Here is a 25,071-nt window from a genome sequence, read left to right as displayed (position 1 = left end):
CTTCGATGACATGTGGCGGGTCGGCCTTCGGGCTGGCCCGCCACACGTCGTATATGAGCGTGCGGGAGGCCACGGATGGTCCGCATGCGAGCTCCTCGGCTCACGGGACAGGATATGCGCCGGTATGTGGCGGTCGGGTCGAGGCGGACACCGGCCTGCGCGACCGCTTCAAGGCGGCCTACGCCATCGCCGAGAGAACGGTGGACTCCGGCGCGGCGATGGACCTGCTCGACCGCTGGATCGAGGTGGCGAACGCCGCCGAGTGAGGCGCGGTCCCAGGTATCGATACGAAAAAGACGTGGGAAGTGTCCGGAGCGATCCGGTCCCTCCCGCGCCTTTGCCATGCCAAGCGTCTGCTGGCGGACATCCACGGTCTCAGCCGGCGTGGCGCACCCTGGCGGCGGACTCGCCGATGGTGAGCGTCAGCGGCAGGCGGATGTTGTTCTCAAGCGGGCGCTCGTCCGACCCGTCGCTCTGCAGCAGCAGGTTGAAGGCCACGGAGGCCATGTCGTCGATGGGCTGGGTGAGCGTGGTGAGCGTGGGGTGGAGCCACTTGCCGATGCGGATGCCGTCGCAGCCGACCACCGAAAGGTCGCGGGGGATCGAGATCGAGTACTGCTTGCAGGCCGATATGAGCCCGATTGCCACGATGTCGGAGCCGGCGAAGACCGCCGTGGGCCGTTCCTCCAGCTGAATGAGATAGGTGAGCACGTTGGCGCCGTACTCCTCGGTGTAGGGCCCGGAGAAGACGAGCTTGGAGTCGAAGGGGATGCCGGCGTCCCTCAGCGCCGCCTTGTAGCCGCGCAGGCGCTCGGTGGCGGTGCTGAGCTTGTTGGGCCCGGAGATGTGGGCGATGCGGCGGTGGCCCAGGCCGATGAGGTAGGAGGTCGCCTGGTAGGCGCCGGAGTAGTTGTCGACGGCGACGATGTTGGGCTTGGGGTTGTCGGGGATCGAGATGTCCTCGTCGAGAAGCACCAGCTTGGTCTCGGAGTTGGCGAGGTGGTTGAGCGCCGCGTTGGTGCGGTGCATGCCGGCGTAGATGAGGCCGGCGAAGCGCCCCGAGCGCACCACCGTGTTGACCAGCTTCGACTCCATGCGCGCCTGGCGGTTGGAGGCCATGATCTCCAGGACGAGGTTGTTGGCCTGGGCGCGGGTGATCAGCGCGTCCGAAAGCGCCGAATAGAAGGGGTTGGTCAGTTCGGGGATGATCAGCGCCACCTCGGTGTTGGAGGAGGGGGTGTTCGCGGCGAAGCGCGACGACTGGCGCACGTAGCCCAGCTCCTTGGCGGCCTTGGCGATCTTCTCCTCGGTGTCGGCCCTGACCGCCAGCTGCCCGTGGAAGTACCGGGAGACCGTGGAGGTGGAGACCCCGGCCTTGCGCGCCACCTGTGAGAGAGAAACCATGGCTTTCCTTATCGTCCTCGTCCGAGCCGGGCTCCTTGCCCGTTGCGCCTGCGTTGCGTGCCGGGTCGTGGAGCCTTGCGGTCCGCGGTTCGTCGACGGCGCGGCAGTTTCTATCAACAGTCTATACGTCGTCGGGCCCAAGCGGCAGGTTCATCTCCCCGCCGGCCATGCCGCTGTGGAGACGGCCGTGATTTGACAATGTGAGATATCTTGATACCATGAAAGCAATGTTGCGCAACGTTACGCAACATTTGATGTTCGCACATTCACCGTTGAAAGGGTGCACATGGCCAAGGTATTGCTTGCCGGAGAGTCGTGGATCTCATCCACCACCGAATACAAGGGCTTCGATTCATTCACCAGCACGCGGCTGGAGATCGGCTGCCAAAAACTGCTGGACGCCCTGCGCGCCCAGGGCCACGAGGTCACGCATCTGCTGGCCCACGACGTGCAGCGCGATTTCCCGACGACGATGGAGGAGCTGAGGCGCTATGACGTGGTGCTGCTTTCCGACATCGGCTCGAATTCTTTGCTGCTCTCTTCCCAGGTCTTCGACCAGGGCCGGCCTATGCCCAACCGCATGGCGTTGCTGCGCGACTGGGTCAAGGACGGCGGCGGCCTGATGATGGCCGGCGGCTACCTCTCCTTCGGCGGGTTCGAGGGCAAGGCGCACTACGCCGGCACCCCCGTCGAGCAGGCCCTGCCCGTCTCGATCCTGCCCTACGACGACCGCGTCGAGGCGCCCCAGGGCGTCACTCCGCGCTGCGTCGCCCCCGGCTCGATCGCCGACGGCCTCGGCGAGTTCCCCGCGATCCTCGGCTACCAGCGCGCCACGGCCAAGCCGGACAGCGAGGTGCTGATGAGGGTGGGCGACGAGCCGCTGCTCATCACCGGCTCGTTCGGCGCCGGGCGCTCGCTGGCCTACATGTCGGACGTCGCCCCGCACTGGGCCCCCGAACAGTTCATGGACTGGCCCCATTACGGCGAGTTCTTCTCCCGCTGCATCGACTGGCTGGCCGGCAAGGACTGACGCCGCCGGCCGCCCGTCGGCAGCCCGATTCCATTTTTGACAACGAAGTGAAAGAACGAAACAACCAGAAAGAAGAGATCATATGAGTGATACGGAACAGTCATCCGCAAAAACCCCGGGCGGAAAGAAGGCCATAGCCGTCCCGCTCCTGTTCATCGCCACGGTGCTGGCCGGCATGCTCTCGCCGATGCAGTCCGCGGTCAACGGCCAGGTGGGCAAGGAGCTGGGAGACGGCAACGCCTCCGCGGTCGTCTCCTTCGGCTCCGGCCTGGTCGTCATGGCCGTCATCATCCTTGCGCGCCGCTCCACCAGGCGCCAGTTCGCCTCGATCCCCGGCAAGATTCGGTCACGCTCCATCCCCTGGTGGAACTGGCTGGCCGGCTGCTGCGGCGCCATGGTCGTCTTCTCCGAAGGCGCCACGGCCTCCATCCTCGGCGTCGCCACCTTCCAGACCGCGCTGATCTCCGGCATGGTCATCTCCGGGCTGCTGTGCGACCGCTTCGGCATCGGCGTCGACGTCAAGCAGCCCTTCAACGTCCCCCGTATCCTCGGCGCCCTGCTCGCCATCGCCGCCACCGTGCTCGTGGTGCTGCCCAGCTGGCAGGCGCCCTCGATGATCGCGCTGGTCATCCTGCCCTTCCTCGCGGGCCTGCTCGCCGGATGGCAGCCCGCCGGCAACGACGCCGTCGCCCGCCAGACCGGTTCGATGCTGGTCTCCATCACCTGGAACTTCATCGTCGGCTTCTGCGTGCTCGGCGCGGTGCTCGTGGTGCGCATCCTGCTCGGTGGTGTCAAATTCCACCTGCCCACCACCTGGTGGATGTACCTCGGCGGCCCGCTCGGCCTGCTCTCCATCGCGCTGATGGCGCTGCTGGTGCGCGGCCTCGGCCTGCTGCTGCTCGGCCTGGCCTCCACCGCCGGCCAGCTCATCGGCTCCGTGCTCATCGACCTGCTGGTGCCGGCCCTCGGCAGCCACGTCTACATGGTCACCGTCCTCGGCGCCCTGGTCGCCCTCGTCGGCGCCGGGATCGCCATGGTCCCCTCGGCCAAGAAAGAGGAGACGATCGAACGCTAGACGATGGCATGCGCCGCTGCCGGCGCTGGGGTCGGCGGCGGCGCCACCATGCGAGACAACGCCAATGACAAAGGAGTTATGCAATGTGCACAGGCATTGAGATGATCAGCAAACAGGGCCACCCCTATTGGGGCAGGACCCAGGACTTCGAACAGAACTTCGAATACGCGGGGATCAGGATACCGGCGGGGACGATGATCGAATCCACCTACACGCCGTTTCGCACCAAACGCGCGGTGATGGGCATCGTATGGGCGCAGGACGTCCACCGATATCCGGTGGTGCTCGACGGCATCAACGACAAGGGCATCTGCGGCGGCTCGTTCTACTTCGACCACTTCTTCCGCTACGCGCCCACCGACGAGATCCGCAAATCCGGCAAGACGGCCCTGCGCGGCGAGGAACTGGTGACCTGGATCCTGACCCAATACGCCACGCTCGACGAGATCGCCGAGAACCTCAACGACGACCTCGGCATCACCACCGACAAGGGCCCCATGATGGGCATGTCGGTGCCGCAGCACGCCGTCTTCCAGGACGAAAGCGGCCGGTCCATCGTCGTGGAGCCCTCGAAGGAGAACGGCTTCCGCGTCTTCGACAACAAGCTGGGCGTCTTCACCAACGCGCCCACCTTCGACTGGCACCTGAACAACGTCAAGACGCATCTGGAGCGCTCCACCTACCGCACCTACACCTACCGCGACGACGAGCCGATCGACACGATCCCGCTCGGCGAGCCCACCAGCGGCCTGGTCGGCATCCCCGCCGACTACAAGCCGGAATCGCGCTTCCTGCGCGCCGCCTACGCCAAGCTGCTGTCGGTCGAGGTCGACGACGGCGAGGCGGTCAACCAGATCTTCCAGCTGCTCGGCTGCGAGAACACGCCCAAGGGGCTGCTGCGCATCAGGCAGGACGACGGCACGATCTTCGCCTGGACCCAATACACCGCGGTCTACGACATCGTCAACAAGGCGCTCTACGCGCACACCTACGACAACCGCACCGTCCGCCTGCTCGAGTTCGGCGACCCGGAGCGGTGGGGGCAGACGCAGTACTTCCGCTTCTACGGCGACAAGCCGATCTACGTGCCCTTCGAACGGTGGTGATTCCGGCTTGCTTCCGATACGCGAGTGGCGGCTGGCATGCCTTGGATTTCCCAGGTGCGTGCCAGCCGCCACTCGCGTATGCCCTTGTGCCTCAGTGGCTCGGGCCTTTTATGACCTGTAGCCGAAGGGCGTCCCCGCTCAGACGCGGGAGCCGTCGTCGAAATAGTCGCTGCGGGTCTGGCTGTGGCCGCGGTGCTGGATGATGAGCCCCGCCGCGCCCACCAGCGCGCACAGGCCGAACACCGTGGCCAGCATGCCCGCCATGCGCGGCACCAGGGCCGTGGCGATGATGCCGAGCACGCCCACCACCAGCAGCGCCCAGAACACCACCTTCACCGCGTCGAGATGGCCGAGACGGGGGTTCGGCGGCGTGAAATCGCTGCCCTCGTCCATGACCGCGTCGGTGTCCAGCCAGCTGGAACCCTGGAAGTCCCTGGGGCCGTGGCCCGCGGAAGGACCGCCGCCGGCGAACGCGTCGTCGTCGAGCTCATCGACCGAGAGCAGCCGCTCCTTTTCCTGGCGCTTGGCATGGCGTTCGAAGCGCCTGGCCTGGCGCGACCTGCTTACCTCGTCGAGATCGTCGGCATGCTCGGAGGCGAAGCGCTGCCACACCTCGTCCGGCTCGTCAGCGTCATTGGTATCCTTGGGGCTAGTCATAGCATTCACTCTAATCGGCCGGTCGGCCAATTCCGCCGGCCGCCGCAAGGCTTGGTGAAAAGGAAAGGGACCGGTCCATGTTGTATTGGTTTTTCGTTCGCGGGCTGGGGCCGATCGCCAAGTGGCGCATGCATCCCAAAGGCGTCGGCGTGGCCAACATCCCGAAAAGGGGAGGGGCCATCATCGCGGCGAACCATCTGGCCGTCATCGACGACGCGCTGATCCCGCTCACCAGCCCGCGCATGGTGCACTTCATGGGCAAGGCCGAGTATTTCGAAGGCAAGGGCATCAAGGGCCGGTTCATCAAATGGTGGTTCAGCTCGGTCGGCGTCTTCCCCGTGGACCGTTCCGGCGGCTCGAAGTCGCTGGGCGCGCTGGCCCACGCCCGCGAGATCATCGAGGACGGCCATCTCTTCGGCATCCACGTGGAGGGTACGCGCAGCCCCGACGGCCGGCTCTACCGCGGGCATACCGGCGTGGCCAAGCTGGCGCTGGAGACCGGATGCGACATCATCCCCACCGCCCTCATCGGCAGCCGCCAGCTGCAGATGCCCGGCCAGGTCATCCCCTCCTCCGGACACACCACGGTGGTCTACGGCAAGCCGATCCACGTGGCCAGGGTCGACCCGGAGACCATCACCCACGACCAGCTGCGCGGGCTGACCGACCGTGTCACCTGCGAGATCGCGAAGCTCAGCGGCCAGGAATACGTCGACGAATACGCGCAGAAGGTCAAGGCGCGCCTGAAGGCCCAGGCCTCGTCGACGAAGCAGGAAGCCGGGACGCCGGCCAAGGCCTGAAATCGCAAAAACGGTAACCGGGAGCCGCCGCGAATCCCGGGACGCGATGTTCGCCTGGCCGCGTCGTCGAACATGCCATCGATCGGCGACGCCCATGTATGCTCATTTGCAGGTTGCGGATATCCGTGCTCGATGCGGACCGTCGTCCCCGAGGCGCTGCGGCCTGTCCACCACCGATACGAAGAGGGTCGGCAGGCGCCTAGACGACAGTCAACGTGACGACGGTGGGATTGCCGTTGGCGTCGCGCACGCGGACCTGCTGGCCCGGATCCGGCGACTGCAGGCGCACGGTGTGGGTCAGGTCGCCCAGCGGCGCCGAGATCTTGACCTTGAGCCCGAGGGCCTCCAGCATCCGCTGCGCCTCGCCGCTGCCCTTGCCGCGCACGTCGGGGATCGTGACGGTCTCGGGGCCCTTGGAGACCACGATGTCGACCGAATCGCCCCAGTGCAGCTGCGTGCCGGCCTTGATCGACGAGGAGACGATGACACCGGCGTCGACGGTGTCGCTGAACTGCTCGGTGTAGTTCGCCTTGAGCTTGGCGTCGTCGAGCGCGACCTGCGCCTCCTGGCGGGAACGGCCGACGATGTCGGGCATGCTCACCGGCATCGGCCCCTTCGACAGCACCACGACCACCTTGTGGTTGTGGGCCACCCTGGCGCCGGGTTTCGGGGTGATGGACTGCACCGCGCCCGCCGGCAGGGTCTCGGAATACTCGTCGGCGCCCTGCCGGTGCACGACCTTGGTGAATCCGGCCTTTTTCAGCGCGGCGAGCGGCTTCCTGCCGTCGGCGCTCTTCGGGTCGAGGATGTCCTTGGGCACGGTGGCCTGGCGCACGCCGCGCGAGACGACCACCCTGAGCTTGCCGGAGCGGCGCTTGCTCACGTGCGAGCCCACGGAGCCGGGGTCGGTGGAGATGATATTGCCGGCCTTGACGGTGTCGCTGTAGTCGCGTCGCACCTGATAGGGGACGCCGGCGACCTTGAGCGTGCTCTCGTAGGGGCTCCAGCGCACGTCGGCGATCCTGCACGAGCCCTGCGACGGGCAGCTCAGCTGGTCCGGCTTGGGCACGTTCCAATAGCTTCCCGGCCCCCAGAAATACCACCACGCGCCGCCCAGCGCGGCGAGCAGGACGAAGGCCGCGGCGAGTGCGGCGATGACGATCGGCTGGCGGTTGGCGCGCTTCGCGGCCGGTGCGCTTGCGGAAGTGGTCGTGCCTGTCCCGGTGCTGCTTTTCGCCTTATCGGCCGTCGGCTCGGCCTGCGCCATGCGCGCGTCGAGCGGGGGGAGGGTGGTGGTCGGCTCGCCGGCGGCCTTCGAGCCGTCGTTGGCCAGGGTGCGCCCGTTGATGGCCTGTGTGGCGGCGTTGGAGGCGGATGGCATGCCGGGTTCGCGGTATCGCGCGGCGGTGGGCGATGGTGCCGTATTCGTCGTGCCGGCCAGGTCCGTGGCGCCGGGCTGGGTGGACGGCGTGCCGGGCAGGGCCGTGGTCGCCGCCGTGGTCTGGCGCGGGGGAGCCGGCACCTGGGGCCGCGTCCGGTCGTCGAGGGCCGTGGCAGCCGCCGGCGTGCCGGATTGCGTGCCGGCGAGTCCGGCCGCCGTTGCGGCAGCGGTTGCGGCGGCGCGGCGGAACGACCATGCCTTGCCGTCCAGCCCCGCGCTCAGCGTCTTTAGCTGGCGCCACGCCACGGTGGCGTCGGCCGGCCGCGCCGAGATGTCGCGCTGGGTGAGGGAGGCGACGAAGGCGTCGATCGTCGGATCGATGCCGGGGCACACCGAGCTGATCGGCGGCACATCCTCGTGCACATGCTTGAAGACCATGGTCACCGGGTTGCCGGAGGCGAAGGGCACCTGCCCGGCGAGCATCTCCCAGGCCATGATCCCCACCGAATACAGGTCGCCCTGCGGGGTGGCCTCGTTGTTCTCGATGATCTCCGGGGCGAGGTAGGCGGCCGTGCCCAACAGCATGCCGGTGGTGGAGAGCGTGGCCTGGCTGACCGCCTTGGCCAGCCCGAAGTCGGTGATCTGCACCCGCCCGCGGTCGTTCAGCAGGATGTTCTCGGGCTTGATGTCGCGGTGCACCACGCCGGCCTGGTGCGCGGCGGAAAGCCCATCGAGGGTCTGCGAGACGATGCGCACGGTCTCGCGCACGCTCAGCGCCCCGCGCTCCTCCATCTCATGGCGCAGGTTGACGCCGTGCACGTATTCCATGACCAGGAAGTCGAGGTTATGCCAGGTGCCGGTGTCGTAGACCTGGACGATGTGGGGGTTGCTGATGGCCGCGGCGCTGCGGGCCTCGCGGTGGAAGCGTTCGACGAACTGGTCGCGGTGGGGGCCTTCGGCCAGCTGGGTGTGCATCACCTTGATCGCCACCGTGCGCTCGAGCCGCTCGTCCATCGCCTGGTAGACCGTGGCCATGCCGCCGTCGGCGATCTTGGCGAGCACACGGTATCGCCCTTCGATGGTGGGCGTCTGGTCGGTCTGGCTCATGGGGTGGCTGGCATTCCTTGACTCGGGGTTCGTGACCATTACATTTTACAAGCCCCGAGGTACTAGGGGCGGCAGTATGGCCACGGTTGGATATCGACGTCTGCTATGGGCCGGTATGGGCGCCGCGCTCAGCGCAGCGACCCGGGGACGAAGGCGAGGCACGCCCGCCGCAGCGTCGCACGGCCTGAGGCATCGGCGATGGCCGTGTCGATGGCCTTGTCCGCGCGGTTCCACAGGCTCCGTATGCGCTTGCGTGAGGCGTCGATGGCGCCGGTCGAGGCGAACAGCGCCAGGGCCTCGCGCACCTCGTCGTCGCCGCGCCGCGGTGCCTGGTACATGGCGATCAGGGTCCGCCGCTCCGGTTCGTCGGCGCGCATGAGCGCATCGGCGAGCAGCACGGTGCGCTTGCCCTCGCGGATGTCGCCGCCCACGGGCTTGCCGGTGCGCGCCGGGTCTCCGGTGACGTCGAGGAGGTCGTCGGCCAACTGGAAGGCCACACCGAGCGGCAGGCCGATCGCGCGCGCGGCCGCCTTGGCGTGGTCCGGATCGACGCCCGAGGCGGCGAGGCCGAGCATGATCGGGGCGATGGTGGTGTAGCTCGCGGTCTTCCATGCGAAGACGTTGAGCGAGGCGCTTGCCAGCCGTTCTGGCTCCTCAAGGGGCAGGCCTTCGGCGGCGAGGTCGAGGGATTGGCCGATCTCGATGGCCCGCTGCATGGCGAGGAACGCCGAGATGCCGGCGCCAGGATTGGCCAGGCCGTGGCCGGTGAGGGCGTTGACGGCGATGCTTGCGGCGGCGGTGGCCAGCATATTGCCCAGCATCAGCGCCAGGCCGTTTCCGGACGATTCGCTTCCCGTCGCCTCGCCCAGCGCCGCGTGGGCGCTGGGACGTCCGCGGCGCAGGGGGGAGTCGTCGATGAGGTCGTCGTGGATGAGCGCGCTGGTCTGGTGGATTTCGATGGCGCAGGCGAGGTCGAGCATCGCCCCGTGTGCCTGCGCTGGTTGCTCTGCGGCGATGGGCGCCACGGATATGCCCGTCCCGTAGGCGGCGAGCGCGAGACGGGCGCGCAGACGCTTGCCGCCCGCGTTGGAGGCCGCCGCCTGGCCGCGCAACGCCCGCATGGTCGGTTCGAGCGCCGCGTCGACGCAACCCGGCTCCCCGGTCGCCATCCAGGCGTTGGTCAGCTCCTCGATGCGTCGGTCGATCGTCCGGTTATCCACACTCGTTGACATATCTCGAGGTTATCCACAACGCCATACTTGCCCTCGAATCGTTGAGATTCCAACGCTGACAACCGTTCGACCACAGTGGCCGAAATATCGCCTCCGAAACGCGGAAATGTGCCATAGTTCAAGAACCGGCCGGCTGCGCGACCCCACATCGGGTAGGCGCGGACGCCGACCGGACAACCAACGACAAGGAAAGGAATGGCAGCCATGCGAGGTGACGACAAGATGAGGAACGACGGAAACCGACGGGGCAAGGAGCACATGACCGGGCAAGATCGCCGTGACGAGGCGATGGAAGGACCGGATGCGGAGGTGATGACCGCCAGGGAGGATGCGCGGCGGGGAAAGGCCGGCCGTGCCGGTGACGGGACGCGCGTCCATGCGCCGGCGAAACGGCGGGACTCCTCACGGCCCGGGGCGTCGGGGCGGCATGGGCGGTGCGAGGAGGAACGCCCGGACCGCAAGGAACGCAGGCGGCGCGGATGTGGTTGCCGGGCTGGTGCCGAAGGGTGCGAGAGGACATATGAGGATTGGGATGAGGACCTGGATGAGACCATGGATCAGAATCCGGACGAGGACCTGTATGAGGATCCGGGCGAGGCCATGGACCGGGGCCCGGACGATGACGGGGAATTCGACCTCGACGACCTGGAGGAGCTGGCCGCCGCCCTGCACTGCCGGTGCATGGAGCGGGGCGTGGCCGAGGCGGGCCAGGAGTGGCTGGATGAGCCGTTCGCGCAGTGGAACGAGAACCTCGAGCGCGGACGGGCGAGGATGGGCCGCGAGTGCGCCTGCCGGCTCGTGGTGGCGATGGCCGACGCGCTCGCCGCCCGTGACGCGCTGATCCTCTCGCTGGTCGGCGGTCTCAGGGGCGAGGGGGCGACGGCGACCATGCTCGGCTGTGCCACGCATCCGCACGAGCCCGACAATGTGAGATTGCTCTACCGTGGGCTCGACCGGGCGTTCAACGACGCCTCGCTGCGGCCCGATGCCCGCCGCCTGCGCGCCGGCATCGGCATGCTGCGCGATCTGGCGGCGCGCGCTCCCGGCCGCTTCCGCGTGCAGCCGCTGTGCGTGGTGGCCTACACCCTGTGGTGGCTGGGGGAGGACGAGGCCGGCGGCTATGCCAGGCTCGCCCTGGAACGCGACGGATCGTGCGTGCTGGCGCGCATCATCTGCTCGGCGATCGAGGACGAGGTGTGCCCGGCATGGCGCCAATGACGCGTCCGCATCGCGCCGGCGGACGAAATTGTGCGAAACGGGAATAATCGTCGCCACAAGATGGTTAACTCCTATGTTGGGGCATTGCCATGAGATGAGCTCGCGCCGTGGATAATGGGCGCTCCACTACCGTATTCGTTCAGGAGGATGAGTTTGGCCAAGAAGGAACAGGCAAAAGCGTCGAAGGTCGATCAGGGGAAGGCCGATGCCAAGGATGAGGTGAAGGACGCGGCTTCCGCCTCGCATACGTCGGGCAAGGGCAAGACCACGGCGAAGAAGTCGGGTTCCGCGGCCAAGAAGAAGGAGACCGCCTCCACCGCCAAGAAGAAGGCGTCGTCCACAGCCGGCAGGAAGACCTCGAAGCCCGCCGCCAAATCCACCGCCAAGAAGCCTTCCAAGAACGGTGAGAAGGAGGAGGCGAAGGCGACTTCCAAGGCGGCCGCCAAGGCTACGGCCGAGAAGAAGGCGTCCAAGCCCGCCAAATCCTCCAAGGCGGACGCGAAGCACGAGGATGAGGAACCCAGGGACCAGGACCTCGAGCAGAACGAGGACGAGGTCGACGAGATGGAAGATGACGACGCCCAGTCCCCGGATGAGGGCGATGGCGGCACCGATGCCAGCGACGAGGCCGTCTCGCACCACCGGGCCGCGGCGCTGCCGAAGGCCAAGGGCGCGTTCGTGGTCAACGACCGGGACGATGACGACGACAACCTGACCCCCTCCGGCAACCCGAAGCGCAGGGTCGTGGCCGCCGGCGCCACCGCAGACCCGGTCAAGGACTACCTGAAGCAGATCGGCCGCGTCAACCTGCTGAACGCCGAGCAGGAGGTCGACCTCTCGGAGCGCATCGAGGCCGGGCTCTACGCCCAGCACCTGCTCAACACCGAGTCCGAGGGCATGGACTTCAAGCGCAAGCGCGAGCTCAAGTGGGCGTCGAACGACGGCAAGAAGGCCAAGGACCACCTGCTGGAGGCCAACCTGCGTCTCGTGGTCTCGCTGGCCAAGCGCTACACCGGCCGCGGCATGCTCTTCCTTGACCTGATCCAGGAAGGCAACCTGGGCCTGATCCGCGCCGTCGAGAAGTTCGACTGGAAGAAGGGCTTCAAGTTCTCCACCTACGCCACCTGGTGGATCCGCCAGGCCATCACCCGCGCCATGGCCGACCAGGCCCGCACCATCCGCGTGCCCGTCCACATGGTCGAGGTCATCAACAAGCTTTCCCGCGTCCAGCGCCAGATGCTGCAGGACCTGGGCCGCGAGCCCACGCCCGACGAGCTGGCCCGCGAGCTCGACATGCCCGTCGAGAAGGTGCAGGAAGTGCAGAAGTACGGCCGCGAGCCGATCAGCCTGCACACCCCGCTCGGCGAGGACGGCGACTCCGAGTTCGGCGACCTCATCGAGGACACCGACGCGATCGCGCCCAGCGAGGCCGTCGCCTTCTCCCTGCTGCAGGAGCAGTTCAAGCAGGTGCTGGAGACGCTCTCGCCCCGCGAGGCCGGCGTCATCAAGATGCGCTACGGCCTCGAGGACGGCCAGCCCAAGACCCTCGACGACATCGGCCGCGTCTACGGGGTGACCCGTGAGCGTATCCGCCAGATCGAATCGAAGACCATGTCGAAGCTGCGCCATCCCTCGCGCTCGCAGACGCTGCGCGACTTCCTCGACCAGTGATCGCGTCCCGGACCCGCCGTTGGCTTTCGCCGCGGCGGGTTCCGCTTTTCGCATGCGTGCGCCAAGGCTCGCGCATGGCGGTGTTGGCGAGGCTGTTGGGTATTCTGGTGGCTTGTGGTTTTCAGGGCCATGCGGACGAGATATGAGGTAAATGACGAATGGTTGAGGAATACAGTGCCAAGAACCTGTCGGTGTTGGAGGGGCTCGACGCCGTACGCAAGCGCCCCGGCATGTATATCGGCACCACCGACAGCCTCGGGCTCATGCACTGCCTGTGGGAGATCATCGACAACTCCGTCGACGAGGCGCTCGCCGGCGCCTGCGATAAGATCGTGGTCACCCTGCACACCGACGGCTCCATCGAGGTGGCCGACAACGGCCGCGGCATCCCCGTCGACGTGGAGAAGAAGACCAAGCTCACCGGCGTCGAGGTCGTGCTGACCAAGCTGCACGCCGGCGCGAAATTCGGCAACTCCTCCTACGGCGCCTCCGGCGGCCTGCACGGCGTCGGCTCCTCGGTGGTCAACGCCCTGAGCTCGCGCCTCGACGTCGAGGTCGACCGCAACGGCAAGACCTACCACATGGCGTTCCACCAGGGCCATCCCGGCGTCTACGACGACCCGGACGCCGAGCACCGCTCACCCGACAACAAGTTCAAAAAGACCCGCAAGAACAAGCCCACCGAGCTCGAGGTGATCGGCAAGGTGACGCCCAGGACCACCGGCACCCGCATCCGCTACTGGGCCGACCCGGAGATCTTCAACGACACCGCGCGCTTCAGCTACGAGCAGCTCATCGACCGCGTGCGCCAGACCAGCTTTTTGGTGCCGGGCCTGAAGATCGTGGTCATCGACGAGAACATCCCGGAGACTGGCGACGCTGCGATCGATGACATGTTCGAGGTCGATGCGCCCGAAGGCGAGGGCGCGCAGGCCGATCTCGCCACCGCCAGCGCGCAGTCCGACGAGGGGTCGCAGTCAACCGAGAATGCCGATGCCATCGCCGATACGGCAACTGCTGGCGCGGTCGAAACGGATGATGCCGCCCGTGGCGACGAGAACGCCCATGACGGCGATGACGCGGCCCAAGGCCAGCCGGAAGGCACCGCGGACCAGCCCGCCGCCGTCGATCCCGCCTCCGCATCGCTGGTGGATGCCGCGGCCAAGCCCGGCCACAAGCGCGTCGAGGAGTTCCTGCACACCGGCGGCGTGAAGGACTTCGTCGACTTCCTCTCCCACGGCGAGCCCGTCTCGTCGATCTGGCACATCAGCGGCGACGACACCTACGTCGAGGAGACCCAGGCCGTCGACGACAACGGCGACCTGCATGCACGGAAGACCGAGCGCGACTGCCAGGTCAACATCGCGCTGCGCTGGATCAACGGCTACGACACCACCATCCGCAGCTTCGTCAACGTGGTGGAGACACCCGGCGGCGGCATGCACGTCGACGGCTTCCTGCAGGGCATCACCCGCCAGATACGCAAGGCCGTGGAGGCCAACGCCCGCAAGCTCAAGGTCAACCTCAAGGATTCCAAGACCAGGATCGAGCGCGACGACATCCTCGCCGGTCTGGTGGCCGTGGTCACCGTGCGCATCGCCGAACCGCAGTTCCAGGGCCAGACCAAGGACGTGCTCGGCACCGCCCCCGTGCGCCCGATCGTCTCGAGGATGACCGACAAGCAGTTCGGCGAGATGATCACCGGGGCCAAGCGCGGCTACAAGGAGCAGTCCGGCCGCGTGCTCGAGAAGATCGCCGGCGAGATGCACGCGCGCATCCAGGCGCGCAAGACCAAGGAGGTCACCCGCCGCAAGAATGCGCTCGAATCCGCCTCGATGCCCTCCAAGCTCTCCGACTGCCAGCCGGGCAACGACGACGTGGCCGAGCTGTTCATCGTCGAGGGCGACTCCGCGCTGGGCACCGCCAAGGCCGCCCGCAACTCCGGCTTCCAGGCCCTGCTGCCCATCAGGGGCAAGATCTTGAACGTGCAGAAGGCCAGCATGAACCAGATCCTGGCCAACAAGGAGTGCTCGGCGATCATCCAGGTGATCGGCGCCGGGTCCGGGGCGAACTTCGACGTCACCCAGACCCGCTACAACAAGGTCATCATGATGACCGACGCCGACGTCGACGGCGCGCACATCCGCATTTTGCTGCTCACGCTCTTCTACCGCTTCATGCGCCCGCTGATCAGCCACGGCCACGTCTACGCCGCCGTGCCGCCGCTGCACCGCATCGCGCTGGCCGGCAAGCACAAGGGCGAGTTCATCTACACCTATTCCGACGACGAGCTGGCCGGCAAGCTGGCCGACCTCGACAGGAAGGGCATCGCCTACAATCCCGACGTGCAGCGCTACAAGGGCCTGGGCGAGATGGACGCCGACCAGCTGGCCGACACCACCATGGACCCGCGCAGCCGCATGCTGCGCCGCATCTCCATGGAGGAGGCCGAGGACGCCAGCGGCATCTTCACGCTGCTGATGGGCGACGAGGTGCCCCCGCGCCGCCAGTTCATCGTCGACAACGCCGACGACTTCGACCGCAGCAAGATCGACACCTGATCGCCGGGCCATGGTCGGCGCCGCAGGTGCCGTCGCCATCGCCGTTGCCCCGGTTTCCCGAGCGTGACGGCATTGCCATGACGGACGCGGGCGGTGCCGGTTCCGTGTCACTGCGACGTCAGCGGGTGTGGGCATAATCGAACATATGTACGAATGCCTGAATCCGTTCTCGGCTCCCGTCCGGGAGTGGTTCTCGCATGCGTTCGCCGCGCCCACCGACGCGCAATCCGGGGCCTGGCCGCATATCCTGGCGGGGGAGAACGTCCTGGTGGTCGCGCCCACCGGCTCCGGCAAGACCCTCGCCGCGTTCCTCGGCGCCATCGACGGGCTGATCGGCGGGCGATCACACACATCAGGCAAAGCCGACAAACCCAGCAAATCCGGCAAAGCCGACAAGGCCGGTAAACCCGACGAGCCGGGTGTCAGGGTGCTCTATATCTCGCCGCTCAAAGCGCTGGGCGCCGACGTCGAACGCAACCTGCGGGTGCCGCTGGAAGGCATCGCCGCGCAGTGCGACGCCATGGGCATCCCGGTTCCCGGCATCGACGTGGCCATCCGCACGGGCGACACCACGGCCAAGGAGCGCCGCCGCATCGCCGCGCATCCGCCCGACATCCTCATCACCACCCCCGAGTCGCTCTACCTGCTGCTGACCTCCAAGGCCCGCCGCATCCTCAAAACCGTCGAGACCGTCATCGTCGACGAGGTGCACGCGCTCGCGGCCACCAAACGCGGGGCGCATCTGGCGCTGAGCCTGGAACGGCTCGATCTGCTGACTGGCCGGCGGGTGCAGCGCATCGGGCTTTCGGCGACGGTCAATCCGCCGAAGGAGGCCGCGTCCTTCCTGGGCGGCGACCAGTCCGTTACTATCGTCGATGGCGCGGATCCGGTGCATATGGACCTGAACATCGTCGAACCCGTGGCGGACATGGGCGCGCTGGGCGCGTCCTCCGGCGACGGCGACGGATTTCATATCGGCGACACCGGCGAAAGCGACGGGAAACCGGGTGTGAAATCCGGCAGCGGCGGCGATGGAGGCCCGCGCCGTATCAGCGGCGTCACCTCCGCCATGCGTGCGTTGGCCAAGACCCGCAAGGATCTCGCCGGCAATGGTTCCGGCGATATGACCGATGGCCCGAACCGCACCAAGCGCGGCGACCATTCCTCGCCGGCCGCCTCCGCCTCGCACTCGGTCTGGCCGGCGGTCGAACGCAGCATTTTGGACGAGGTCCTGAGCCACCACAGCACGCTGGTGTTCGTCAACTCACGCGGCCTGGCCGAGCGCCTCACCGCCCGCCTCAACGACCTGTACGCCGAGACCGAGTGCGGCGCCGAGGCCGGCAACCGTGCCTACGGCGACGGCCGGCACTACGATTCCGTCGTCGGCTCCTCCTCGGCCCTGGTCGGCTCGCACCCGAAGTCCGAGACCATCGCCATGGCCCACCACGGCTCCGTCTCCAAAGCGCGGCGCAAGATCATCGAGGACGACCTGAAACACGGCTGCCTGCGCTGCGTGGTCGCCACCAGCAGCCTCGAGCTCGGCATCGACATGGGCTCGGTCGACATGGTCATCCAGGTCGCGCCGCCGCTCTCCGTCTCCTCCGGCCTGCAGCGCGTCGGCAGGGCGGACCATCGCGTCGGCGGCGTCTCGCACGCGCTGTTCTATCCACTCACCCGTCAGGAGCTCATCACCTCCACCGCCACCGTCGAAGGCATGCGGCAAAGCGAGATCGAACCCTTGGCCGTGCGCCATAATCCGCTCGACATCCTGGCCCAGCAGACGGTCGCCGCGGCCGCGATGGACGACCTCGGCTCTGACGACTGGTACACGGCCGTGCGCCGCAGCGCCCCGTTCGCCACGCTCTCGCGGGACATGTTCGACAACGTCATCGGCATGCTCACCGGCGCCTACAATTCCGAGGAGTTCTCCGCCTTCCGGCCGCCGCTGCAACTCAACGCCGAACAGGGCATTATCTCCGCCCGCCCCGGAGCGCAGCGTCTCGCCGTCACCAGCGGCGGCACGATTCCCGACCGTGGCACCTACACCGTCGTGCTGCCCGAAGCCGACGCCGGTTCCGGACGCAAGAAGGTGGGGGAGCTGGACGAGGAGATGGTCTACGAATCCCGCGTCGGCGACATCATCACACTCGGCACCTCCACCTGGCAGATCGACCAGATCACCAACGACCGCGTGGTGGTCACCCCGGCGCCCGGACGCACCGCGCGACTGCCGTTCTGGCATGGCGAAGGGCCGGGGCGTGACGCCGGATTCGGCGCGCTGCTGGGCGCGTTCGTCCGCGAGATCGGCGACGGACTGGTGTCGACGTCATCGCCGTCTTCCGATGCCGCAACGGATATGGACCAATCAACGGTGACGTCGCCGACAGTCCGGGCCGACGGGAGCGATGCCGGACCCCATTTCGATGCCGCCACCGAGCAACGCCTGCGCGACGACGGATTGGATGACAATGGCCGCGCCAACCTCGCCCGCCTGCTCGCCGAACAGAAGGCCGCCATCGGCGCGTTGCCCACCGACAGGACCCTCGTCGTGGAGCGTTGTCAGGACGAGGAGGGCGACTGGCGCGTCATCCTGCACTCGCCATACGGCCGTCGTGTGCATGAGCCGTGGGCGCTCGCCGTCACCAACCGGCTCAAGCGCCAATACGGCTTCGACGGCCAGACCTACGCCACCGATGACGGCATCGTGGTGCGCCTGCCCGAGCAGGACAGCCATGCAAGCGCCGCCGACCTGTTCGCATTCGACGCCGACGAATTGCTGCGCGACGTGGAGGAGGAGATCGGCGACTCGGTGCTCTTCGCCACCCGGTTCCGCGAATGCGCCGCCCGTTCGCTCTACATGCCGAGGATGAACCCCGGCAAGCGCGTGCCGCTGTGGCAGCAGCGCCTGCGCGCCTCCGAACTGCTCGCGGCGGCCAAGACCCAGCACAATTTCCCGCTGGTCTTGGAAACCGCCCGCGAATGCCTGCAGGACGTCTATGACCTGCCGGCGTTGAGGCGGCTGATGACCGACATCGATGAAGGCAACATCGAAGTCCGTGACGTCGAGACGCAGAGCCCGTCGCCGTTCGCCCAGAACCTCCTGTTCGGCTTCGTGGGTTCGGTGATGTACGAATACGATTCACCGCAGGCCGAACGCCGGGCCTCGCTTCTGGCGATGGATCCGGAGGTCCTGGAGGAGCTGCTGGGCAGCGGGCACATCGCCGACGCGCTCGATCCGAAGGCCATCACACAAATTCAGGAGGAGCTGAGCCACCGGCGGTTCTGGAACGAGCTCGAACCCGATGACGTGGCCGGCCGGGTGACGCGCTTCGCCAAGACCCATGGGCCGTTCACCGCCGACCAGGCCGTCGCGGATCTGGGCCTGGACGCGGCCACGGTGGTCCACGAGCTTGATGACCTGAAGGCGCGCGGCGCGCTGATGACCGGCGAATTCACGCGAGATTCGCCGGGCGTGCAATACCTGCACCGCGAGGTGTTCCGTCGCATCCGCTCGCGCTCGCGGACGCTGACACGCAAGTCCCTGAAACCGGTCAGTCCCGAGACCTACCAATCGTGGCTGCTGGCCCGGCAGGGAATCGGCGCGGAAACGGACGGAGACGCCCTCCGGCAAGGCGCGTCCGATCGCCGGTATGCGCCCGATGGCGGGGAAATGGAGGAAAGCGAGTCGATCGAAGACGCTTCGCCGGACTCCCGGTCCGCTTCGCTACGGTTGAGCGGAACCGACGGGCTGCTGCGCGCCATCGAGCAGTTGGAGGGCATGCCGCTGCCTGCGGCGATGTGGGAGTCGGCGGTGTTGCCGTCCAGGGTGCCCGATTTCAGCCCGTCGATGCTCGACGAGCTGCTTGCGGCCGGCGAGGTCATGTGGGTGGGCTCGAAGGACGAAAGCGCGGCCACTGGTCCGGAATCGGCCACGAGGCCCGGCAAGATCGCGTTCTATCTCGCCGATTCGCCGTTGCTGACGGGTGTTGACAATCGGCGCAATTTGCCTGGCGGACCGGATGGTGAGAGTGTGAGACGTCGACTTGCGCAGAATCCAACGGTTGACAGGCGTGCCAACGACGGCAAGTCCCCATCCGATGCCGTTTCGGCGGATCAGGGAGATTCCGTCGGCGATGGCATCGTCTCATTGCTGTCACTCGGCGGCTCCTATCGTGCGGAACAATTGGAAGCGCGATGGCAGCTTCATAGCGGAGACAGGCCACAGGAGGTCGTGGACCCTCTGACCGGTGAGATCCATATGGCGTCCGCCAACGGCACGGCTTTCGAACGGGAACTGTGGTCGTTGGTGTGGCGTGGCGACGTGACCAATTCGTCGTTCGCTCCGGTCCGTGCGCTGTTGCGTCAGGGGAATGGCGCTCGAACTGCCGGCCGTTCGTATGCGCGGGCGTCGCGTGGCCGTTATCGTCTCCATGCCCGGGCACGGGTCGAGCGCAGGCCCCGGTTGCCGGAGACCCTGGCCGGCCTGTGGTCGGCCGTGTCGAGACCGGAGGACGTGGGGCCGGAGGCGCGTGCCATCGCGCAGGTCGAGACGCTGCTTGACTGTTACGGCATCATCGCCCCGCCGCTGATGGACATGGACCCGGGAAATGTGAGATTCGCGGATATCTACCCGGTGTTGAGGCGGATGGAGGCTACGGGCACGTTGGTCCGTGGCATGTTCGTCCGTGGTCTTTCCGCAGTGCAGTTCGCCGAACGCGCCACTATCGATCAATTGCGTCAGTGGCGAGTGCAGGACGCTCCGTTGGCGGTGGTGCTGGATGCCGCCGATCCCGCGAGTCTTGCCGGTGGAGCGGTCACATGGCCATCGTTAGACACGTCCGATGATACGGCCGATATCACCAAAAAGAGCGGTGTCGAAACCGATCAGGAGAACGATTCGCTTGCTGTCCAACCCGCTGATGTGGACGTTGCTGAAGCAATGAGAGATTCGCCGGGAGATGAGGGGAAACGTGATTCAGGCAAGTCATCGGTTCCGTCGGATGGCACTGTGCCGTTTCCTGCCGTTACCGCGGTCGCGCATAGGCATGGGAAACCGGTACGGCCCCGGCGCTTGGTCGGTTCCATGGTCATCTTCATCGAAGGCAAGCCGGTGCTCTACGCCATTCCGTCCAGCCACCATCTGCTGTGTTTCAGGGCTACCGATTTCGGGCTTCGGCGTGCCATCGCACAACTGGCCGATACCTTGCGCTCGCAGTATGCGTCAGGCCCGCGGTCGGACAACAGGCGTGGCAGCGTCACCTTCCGCGATGTCAACGGAGAGCCCTTAACAGCCCTGAATCGCTACACGCAGCCGCTACGCACCGCCGGGTTCACGCCGTCGCCGCAGGGCATGCGGCTCTATCGGTAGCGAGGCGCTGGCGAGCCGTCGCGCCCTTGGGGATACATCGCAGGATTCGTCTTCGGTGATGGATGTTCCATAGGGGCGTCATCGCTTGGGTATTCACGAATATCGGGGATACCGATCATGGCGGAATCGTAGAAATCGTAGAAATCGTCGAAACGTCGAAGCCGATGGGATATCCGATACCTATGGAAATGCCGGGATCCCCAACGCTCCAGGAATCCCGGCATCGCTCAGCCGGCAGCTCAGCTCGCGTACTCGATCGGCGCGGCGAGCTCCACACCCGAGCCGTCGCGGCGCATGTCCGGCTTCGGCAGCTCGATTGGCGAGCCGGCGGAGGTGCTGGCGTGCATCGGGTAGGTGCCCACGCAGGCGAAGGTCAGCGTGTTCTGCCCCTTGAGGAAGCGCTGGGAACGCACGCCTCGCGTGCCGCGCCCCTTGGTCGGGTACATCTCGAGCGGCGTGAGCTTGGCCGCGCCGTTCTCGGTGCCGGGCAGGGCCGCGTCGTCGCCGGCCACGGTGAGCACCAGCGCCCCGGAGGCCGAGAACATGCCGTTGTCGCCCTCCTCGTAGGTCCAGGCCACCTTGCCGGCCGGCACCACATTGAAGGCGGCCACATGCGCGCCGTCCGCCAGCTTGATGCCGTTCATGCCGCCGGCCGTGCGTCCCTGCGGCCGCACCGCCTTGGCCTCGAAGGTCAGCAGCGAGGAGTCGGAGGAGACGAAGACGATGCGGTCGTCGTCGGCGGCCGGTGCGGCGAACACCACCTCGTCGCCGTCCTTCAAGTCGATGACCGGCCAGGAGTCCATGGTGCTGGGCGATTCGCGGTTCCAGCGCTTGACCATGCCGTGGCGTGTGCCCAGCCCCAGCGGCGCCAGGGCCTCGGCCAATGCGTCGTCACCGTTGGCAGAGTCATTGCCGTCGACCGGAGCGCCCATGGCGATGGCGGCCACCACATGCTCGCCGGCGACGGGGTCGGTGCTCTCGGTCATGCCCAGCAGCTCGTCGGCACGCACGCCGCCGGTCAGGTCCACCGGTCCGGAGACGGCCAGGGAAGGCAGGTCCGCCACCTGCGCGAGCACCAGACGGCCCGCTGAGGTGATGAGCGCGTACTTGGCAAGCGTGGTCGCCGCGAAGATGGAGACGATCTGGTCGTCATGGCCGCGTTGGTCGCCGGCGGCGCGCGAACGCCACACGTCGAGGGCGCTCGGCGTCATGCGGGCGATGAGGCCGGTGGCGCTCAACGCCACGGTGCACGGTTCGTCGTCCAGCCGCAGCGCCTGCTCCGCCTCGTCGCCGCGCCCCGCCTTCTTGGCCTTGGCCGCCGCGGCGACGTCGGCCGCCACCGAGGAGAGGGTGTTGGCGGTGTGGATCGCGGCGATTGCCGAGGAATCGGGATTGTCTCCAGCGGCCCCGGCTCCGGCGGCGGTGTCGGCCAGCGAGGTGACCGGCGTGAGGCTGCCGTCCTCGGCCTTGTCGAGCAGCACCGTGCGGCGCGGGCTGCCCCACTTCTCGACGGCCTCGTCCATCTCGGCGACCACGACTTCGTCGAGCCGCTGGCGCGAGGAGAGGATCGCGTTGAGCTCCTCGATCTTCCGCTTCAGCTCGTCCTGCTCGGCCTCGAGCTCGATGCGGCTCATCTTGGTCAGGCGGCGCAGACGAAGATCGAGAATGTATTGCGCCTGGATCTCGTCGAGGTCGAAGACGGCCATCAGCCGTGTCTTGGCGCTTTCGGCGTTCTCGGAGGTGCGGATGACCTGGATGACCTCGTCGATGTCGACCATCGCCAACAGCATGCCCTCCACCAGATGCAGCCGCTCCTGCGCCTTCTTCAGACGGTATTCGCTGCGCCGGTGGATCACGTTGCGCCGGTGCTCCACCCACACCTCGAGCATCTCCTTCAAGCCCATGGTGTGCGGGCGGCCGTGCACCAGCGCCACGTTGTTCATGGCGAAGTTGTCTTCCAGGGGGGTGTTCCTGAAGAGCTGGGCGAGCACGGCGTTGGGGTCGAAGCCGGTCTTGATCTCGATGACGATGCGGGTGCCGTTGTGGCGGTCGGTCAGGTCGATCGCGCCCGAGACTCCCTCGATCTTGTGGTTCTTCACGCCCGCCGATATGCGCTCCAGCACACGTTCCGGGCCCACCATGAACGGCAGCTCGGTCACCACGATCGCCTTCTTGCGCGCGGTGACGTTCTCGATGTGGGTGGCCGAACGCGTGGTGAGCGTGCCACGGCCGGTCTCGTAGGCCTCGCGGATGCCGTCGCGGCCGATGACGATGCCGCCGCCCGGCCAGTCGGGGCCCGGCACGTAGCGCATCAGCTCCTCGAGCGTGGCATCGGGATGGGCCATCAGGTGCTTGGCGGCGGCGATCACCTCGCCGAGGTTGTGGGTGGCCATGTTGGTGGCCATGCCCACCGCGATGCCCGAGGCGCCGTTGACCAAGAGGTTCGGGATGGCGGCCGGCAGCACGTCGGGTTCCTTGAGCTTGTTGTCGTAGTTGGGGGAGAAGTCGACGGTGTCCTCGTCGATGTTCGCGTTCATTCCCAGCGCCGCGGGGGCCAGCCTGGCCTCGGTGTAGCGCGAGGCGGCGGGGCCGTCGTCCAGCGAGCCGAAGTTGCCGTGCCCGTCCACCAGCGGCAGGCGCATGGCGAAGGGCTGGGCCAGGCGCACCATGGCCTCGTAGATGGAGGAGTCGCCGTGCGGGTGCAGCTTGCCCATCACCTCGCCGACGGCGCGCGCCGACTTCATGTAGGCCTTGTCGGGGGTGAGGTTCATCTGGCCCATCTGGTAGATGATGCGCCGCTGCACCGGCTTCATGCCGTCCCGGGCGTCCGGCAGGGCGCGCGCGTAGATCACCGAATAGGCGTATTCGAGGAACGACTTGCTCATCTCGTCGTCGAGGGGCGTCTCGACGATGTTCTCCTTGACCGTGTGCGGGTCATACGACGGTTTGGCCGGTTTGCGACGTTGAGCCATGCTGGTGCGAACTCCTTGACACTAAAAGACAATCAGTTCGAAGTGTAGTGGTTGGCCTCGTCGGTGGCCGCCTGCTCGACTGTCGGCGCGGGCCGTGGCGCGTCTGGCTTCCGAGCGTGGTTCCGTCGCCACGGGAGAGGACAGGCGCCGTCGTGGTTTTCGCCTCGCGGTGATTGAATGAGGCTATGAGTATCGAAGTGCCGGACGAAACCCAACTGCTTTCCATGACGCGGCCCGCCACCTACGGCGACCAAGTGGCGCAAGACGTGGGGCATGCGGCAGAACCAGGAGACGCCGGAACCACGAATATGGATGGGAACCGGACCGGCGGAAACGAGCGTGGCGGGGCGTTGCACCTGTCCTCCATCCTGCCGGCGTTGAGCGCCTCCATCGGCACGCCGGTCGCCACCAGGGTCCACCGCGACCCGGAATCGCTGCGCCGTACCCTCGGGTTCCCGCAGGCCCGCTCGGCCATCGTCGTGCTCGTGGACGGCATGGGCTACTGGAACATCAACCTGCGCCGCGGGCACGCGCCCTACCTGCGCTCGCTGATGGGCCACAGCGAGAACCAGCGTCCGATCGCCACCTGCGCTCCCAGCACCACCGTCGCCGCGATGGCCACCTTCGGCACCGGCACCTGCCCCGGCATGACCGGTATGGCGGGCTACACCGAGCGCAATCCGAACACCGGCGGGCTCTGCCAGCTCATCCAGTTCAGGGACGCACCGGGCCCCGAGGAGCTGCAGCGCGAGCCCACGGTCTTCGAGCTGCTCGCCGCCAAGGGCGTGCGCGTCACCAGTTCCGGGCTTCCCAAATTCGCCTTCTCGCCGCTCACCCGCGCGGCGCTGCGCGGCACCCATTACGTCAGCGGCGGCTCGCCCCGCCAGCGCGTGCTCAACGCCTGCAAGGCCGCCGAGGAACCGGGGCTGATCTACCTCTACATCCGCGACGCCGACAAGACCGGGCACAACTACGGCTGGCATTCCGACCGCTGGATCGCCGCCTTCGAGTCCATCGACGCGCAGCTGGCGCTGTTGCGACGTTTCGCGCCGAAGGGCACCCTGATCGTCATCACCGCCGACCACGGCATGATCCAGACCGACCCCGAGGCGCGTATCGACGTCGCCGAGCATGGCGAGCTGGGCCGCGGCGTCGCCCTGGTGGGCGGCGAGCCGCGTTCGGTAATGCTCTACGCGGAGCCGGACGAGGACCCGGAGGCCATCGCCGGGCGCTGGCGGGACTTCCTGGGCGACCGAGCCGAGGTGCGAACCAAGGCGGAGGCGATCGGCCAGGGGATGTTCGGACCGGTCGAGGAGCGCGTGGAGCCGGTGCTCGGCGATGTGCTGGTCTCGGCCGCCTCACGCGTCACCATCGTCGACTCGCGCACGCAGAGCGACGCCGCCACCCGCCTGCCCAGCGTCCACGGCTCGCTGACCCATATGGAATCGGACATCCCCTGCCTGATCGACATGGCATAGCGAAACGGCGG

General features: G+C 67.2%; 14 protein-coding genes and 1 pseudogene. 10 read left to right on the top strand and 5 right to left on the bottom strand.

Annotated elements, in window-relative coordinates; translation table 11 throughout:
• Nucleotides 1-5 precede the first annotated feature (5 nt).
• The gene (locus PT282_RS07570) at nt 6-266 is read left to right on the top strand and encodes a hypothetical protein (RefSeq protein WP_308201368.1); all 261 of its coding nucleotides are present in this window, start codon (nt 6-8) and stop codon (nt 264-266) included.
• A gap of 109 nt (nt 267-375) precedes the next feature.
• On the opposite strand, the gene PT282_RS05295 is transcribed toward PT282_RS07570, so the two are convergent.
• Nucleotides 376-1,404 (bottom strand): LacI family DNA-binding transcriptional regulator, encoded by a 1,029-nt coding sequence (locus tag PT282_RS05295; protein ID WP_277168502.1) that lies wholly within the window; start codon nt 1,402-1,404, stop codon nt 376-378.
• Between the two features lie 286 nt (nt 1,405-1,690).
• Here PT282_RS05295 and PT282_RS05290 point away from each other — a divergent pair, with 286 nt between their 5' ends.
• From PT282_RS05290 to PT282_RS05280, 3 genes are all read left to right on the top strand, one after another.
• A complete protein-coding gene (locus tag PT282_RS05290; protein WP_277168501.1) occupies nt 1,691-2,434 on the top strand; it encodes a glutamine amidotransferase in 744 nt (247 codons plus the stop codon).
• A gap of 82 nt (nt 2,435-2,516) precedes the next feature.
• Complete coding sequence (locus PT282_RS05285; RefSeq protein WP_277168500.1) at nt 2,517-3,509, top strand: DMT family transporter; 993 nt, start codon at nt 2,517-2,519, stop codon at nt 3,507-3,509.
• A gap of 83 nt (nt 3,510-3,592) precedes the next feature.
• Nucleotides 3,593-4,615 carry a linear amide C-N hydrolase gene (locus PT282_RS05280; RefSeq protein ID WP_277168499.1) on the top strand — a complete coding sequence of 341 codons (1,023 nt, stop codon included), beginning with the start codon at nt 3,593-3,595 and terminating at the stop codon, nt 4,613-4,615.
• 138 nt (nt 4,616-4,753) lie between these two features.
• On the opposite strand, the gene PT282_RS05275 is transcribed toward PT282_RS05280, so the two are convergent.
• Nucleotides 4,754-5,272, bottom strand: coding sequence for a hypothetical protein (locus PT282_RS05275; protein ID WP_277168498.1), 519 nt, complete (start codon nt 5,270-5,272; stop codon nt 4,754-4,756).
• Nucleotides 5,273-5,349: 77 nt separating this feature from the next.
• Between PT282_RS05275 and PT282_RS05270 the strand changes: the two genes are divergently transcribed.
• Nucleotides 5,350-6,072 (top strand): 1-acyl-sn-glycerol-3-phosphate acyltransferase, encoded by a 723-nt coding sequence (locus tag PT282_RS05270; RefSeq protein WP_277168497.1) that lies wholly within the window; start codon nt 5,350-5,352, stop codon nt 6,070-6,072.
• 199 nt (nt 6,073-6,271) lie between these two features.
• On the opposite strand, the gene PT282_RS05265 is transcribed toward PT282_RS05270, so the two are convergent.
• Nucleotides 6,272-8,560, bottom strand: coding sequence for a Stk1 family PASTA domain-containing Ser/Thr kinase (locus PT282_RS05265; RefSeq protein ID WP_277168496.1), 2,289 nt, complete (start codon nt 8,558-8,560; stop codon nt 6,272-6,274).
• A 128-nt stretch (nt 8,561-8,688) separates the two neighbouring features.
• On the bottom strand, nt 8,689-9,792 hold the full coding sequence (locus PT282_RS05260) for a polyprenyl synthetase family protein (protein ID WP_277168495.1): 1,104 nt from the start codon (nt 9,790-9,792) through the stop codon (nt 8,689-8,691).
• Between the two features lie 552 nt (nt 9,793-10,344).
• Between PT282_RS05260 and PT282_RS05255 the strand changes: the two genes are divergently transcribed.
• The 4 genes and pseudogenes from PT282_RS05255 to PT282_RS05240 form a co-directional block, all read left to right on the top strand.
• Nucleotides 10,345-11,010, top strand: coding sequence for a DUF4192 domain-containing protein (locus PT282_RS05255; protein ID WP_277168494.1), 666 nt, complete (start codon nt 10,345-10,347; stop codon nt 11,008-11,010).
• A 147-nt stretch (nt 11,011-11,157) separates the two neighbouring features.
• Nucleotides 11,158-12,681, top strand: coding sequence for an RNA polymerase sigma factor (locus PT282_RS05250; protein WP_277168493.1), 1,524 nt, complete (start codon nt 11,158-11,160; stop codon nt 12,679-12,681).
• Nucleotides 12,682-12,839: 158 nt separating this feature from the next.
• Complete coding sequence (locus PT282_RS05245; RefSeq protein WP_277168492.1) at nt 12,840-15,242, top strand: type IIA DNA topoisomerase subunit B; 2,403 nt, start codon at nt 12,840-12,842, stop codon at nt 15,240-15,242.
• A gap of 145 nt (nt 15,243-15,387) precedes the next feature.
• Nucleotides 15,388-19,236 (top strand): annotated as a pseudogene (locus tag PT282_RS05240) (DEAD/DEAH box helicase); the annotation flags it as partial.
• A 1,613-nt stretch (nt 19,237-20,849) separates the two neighbouring features.
• Here the strand turns inward: PT282_RS05240 and PT282_RS05235 are convergent.
• Nucleotides 20,850-23,582: a DNA topoisomerase (ATP-hydrolyzing) subunit A gene (locus tag PT282_RS05235; protein WP_277168491.1), complete on the bottom strand. Its 2,733-nt coding sequence runs from the start codon at nt 23,580-23,582 to the stop codon at nt 20,850-20,852.
• 185 nt (nt 23,583-23,767) lie between these two features.
• On the opposite strand from PT282_RS05235, the gene PT282_RS05230 reads away from it, so the two are divergent.
• A complete protein-coding gene (locus PT282_RS05230; RefSeq protein WP_374114141.1) occupies nt 23,768-25,060 on the top strand; it encodes an alkaline phosphatase family protein in 1,293 nt (430 codons plus the stop codon).
• Nucleotides 25,061-25,071 lie beyond the last annotated feature (11 nt).

Origin of the sequence: Bifidobacterium sp. ESL0763 (assembly GCF_029433395.1) — a bacterium.
GTDB lineage: Bacteria > Actinomycetota > Actinomycetes > Actinomycetales > Bifidobacteriaceae > Bifidobacterium.
This window is presented reverse-complemented; position numbering and strand designations above follow the sequence as displayed.